The 1,996-nt window shown below is 43.9% G+C and carries 1 protein-coding gene and 2 tRNA genes; 2 read left to right on the top strand and 1 reads right to left on the bottom strand.

Going from position 1 to position 1,996, the window contains the following annotated elements; genetic code table 11:
• Positions 1–314: 314 nt before the first annotated feature.
• Both IX315_RS09480 and IX315_RS09485 read left to right on the top strand, forming a co-directional pair.
• Positions 315–399, top strand: a tRNA-Leu gene (locus tag IX315_RS09480).
• A 36-nt stretch (positions 400–435) separates the two neighbouring features.
• A tRNA-Gly gene (locus IX315_RS09485) sits at positions 436–508 on the top strand.
• Between the two features lie 148 nt (positions 509–656).
• Here the strand turns inward: IX315_RS09485 and IX315_RS09490 are convergent.
• Positions 657–1,859: a nucleoside recognition domain-containing protein gene (locus IX315_RS09490; protein ID WP_244973141.1), complete on the bottom strand. Its 1,203-nt coding sequence runs from the start codon at positions 1,857–1,859 to the stop codon at positions 657–659.
• Positions 1,860–1,996 lie beyond the last annotated feature (137 nt).

A 1,996-nucleotide genomic window follows, 5' to 3' on the forward strand; every position in this document is an offset into this window, starting at 1 on the left:
TACCCCAAAGTACCCCCAAATACTACCCCCAACAGCGCCGATCTATACTTTGCGGAATCTAGGTCGCGCAAGTAGAAAAATTTATTCCTAGGAATAAATAAAATTATCTGTACAAATAAAAATATTTATTCCTAGAGAAAAATAAATTTATTTGTACAGAAAAATAAATTTATTCCTAGGAATAAATTTTTCTAAGATATGGGATTGTTGTCATATTGTATATATAAAAGGTGTTTTTTCTCGGGAATAACAGAAGGTGTGTATTGCAAGATTAAGGAATTTGAGGTACCTTTGCCATCGCACAAGAATGAGGAGCCCGGATGGTGGAATGGTAGACACGAAGGACTTAAACTCCTTTGGCCAGCAATGGCTGTGCGGGTTCAAGTCCCGCTTCGGGTACTAACCGATACCCATGGTGGGTAGATGGCAAGTATTGCGGTAGTAGCTCAGTTGGTAGAGCGTCGGCTTCCCAAGCCGAAGGTCACGAGTTCGAGACTCGCCTACCGCTCATTTAGAGAGTGTGTCAAGATGTGTTTTGTAGTTCAAAACCATTGACACACTCTCTTTCTGTATCGTAATAAAAGGTGGTTTTAGGGGAAGCAAAAAAGCGTGAGTGCCTCGAAAGGACTCCTTTGCCTTGCCTCTTGGTCGGATGATTATGCTACTAGAGCATAAAGCAAATAGGCAACATGAGCTGTAACTGCAGCACCTAGTCCTCCGATGAAGTGCGAAAGGATAGCTTTGGAGGTTAGCTCACGGTAACCAATAGCATCCAACATAGCGGTGTGTGTGCTGAGGAAGCCACTCCAACACATGCCAATAGCGGTGAATACTGTAATGGCATTGCCATCAATCCAACCTTGGGTTATAAAGTTTGGAACAAGGCTGAGTGCTGCTCCTACAGCTCCTAGTGCTGTGATTGGGAAGGCTATCTGGTGAGGGTCAGAGAACCCGAATAGAGGCTTGAATAGCCAATCCAGGTGACCTGCCAACGTAGGCAATAGCTCAATACCTTCGTAAGCACTTCCGGTGTACAAACCCTCTGCAGATGGGCCAAAGGTAAGAATCATCACAAGAGAAGAGATGATGAGCACTCCTGGAATAATAGAGATCCCCACTTGTACACCTGACATTCCACCATCGAGCATGGAGTCTAGTACTCTTAGGAAAGTAGATTTCTGACCTACTTGCTCACTATGCTCTTCTTTGCCCTCTAGAGCTGCAGTAGGCGCAGAGTCTACGGCACTCTCATCACGATATTGTGGATACGCTTTCAGGACAAAGTGCTGCATCAATCTAGTGGAGATGATACAACCAACAAAGGCACCAAAGAGACCGATAAAGGGCTCTACAAAGTAGCCGTTGCCTACCATAAATACAATTACAATCAATCCCATACCAAAGGCAGTGCCGAAATTAGTGAGGGAGATGTATTGGAACTTCTTGAAGTAACTACTGAAGTGCTTCTCCTGTGCCAATGTGATAATGGCTGGGTTGTCCGATAGGAAGGTAAGTACGGCACCTAAAGATGCCACTCCAGGGAGCCTGAATAGTGGACGCATCAGTGGCTTCAATATTTTCTCTATTAAATCCACTACTCCAAATTCCACAAACAATTTGCCCAAAGCTCCTGTCAGTACGCAGATAGCCATGAGATAGAAACAAGTGTTGAGTAGAAGATCATGGGCAGTCTTCATCATGGTATTGAGCATCTGAGCCACGCCCATTACATACCCTATACCTCCAAATAGTAGGAGGATAATCAGAAGACAAGCCACGCCTTTTGGCAGAATACTCTTTTTGCGTGGGGTAGCTTGTATCTCGCCTGTTGCCCCAAGTTGTTCAGCTGGTTTTGACATTTTTGTATAAATAGATATTGAGTTATAATCCATTAATCATTTGGCGTGCAAAGGTAGAGAATTTTCCCGTTATAACATAATCATAGGCTAGGATATCAGGAGATAGTAGGAGCCTCCTAGATTCCGCAAAGAGTGCT

It is taken from the genome of Porphyromonas levii, from assembly GCF_018206105.1.
GTDB classification, from domain to species: domain Bacteria; phylum Bacteroidota; class Bacteroidia; order Bacteroidales; family Porphyromonadaceae; genus Porphyromonas_A; species Porphyromonas_A levii.

Bases quoted from the DNA above. Each gene is read 5' to 3' on its own strand.
- IX315_RS09490 (WP_244973141.1), bottom strand. From the start codon at position 1,859: ATGTCAAAACCAGCTGAACAACTTGGGGCAACAGGCGAGATACAAGCT.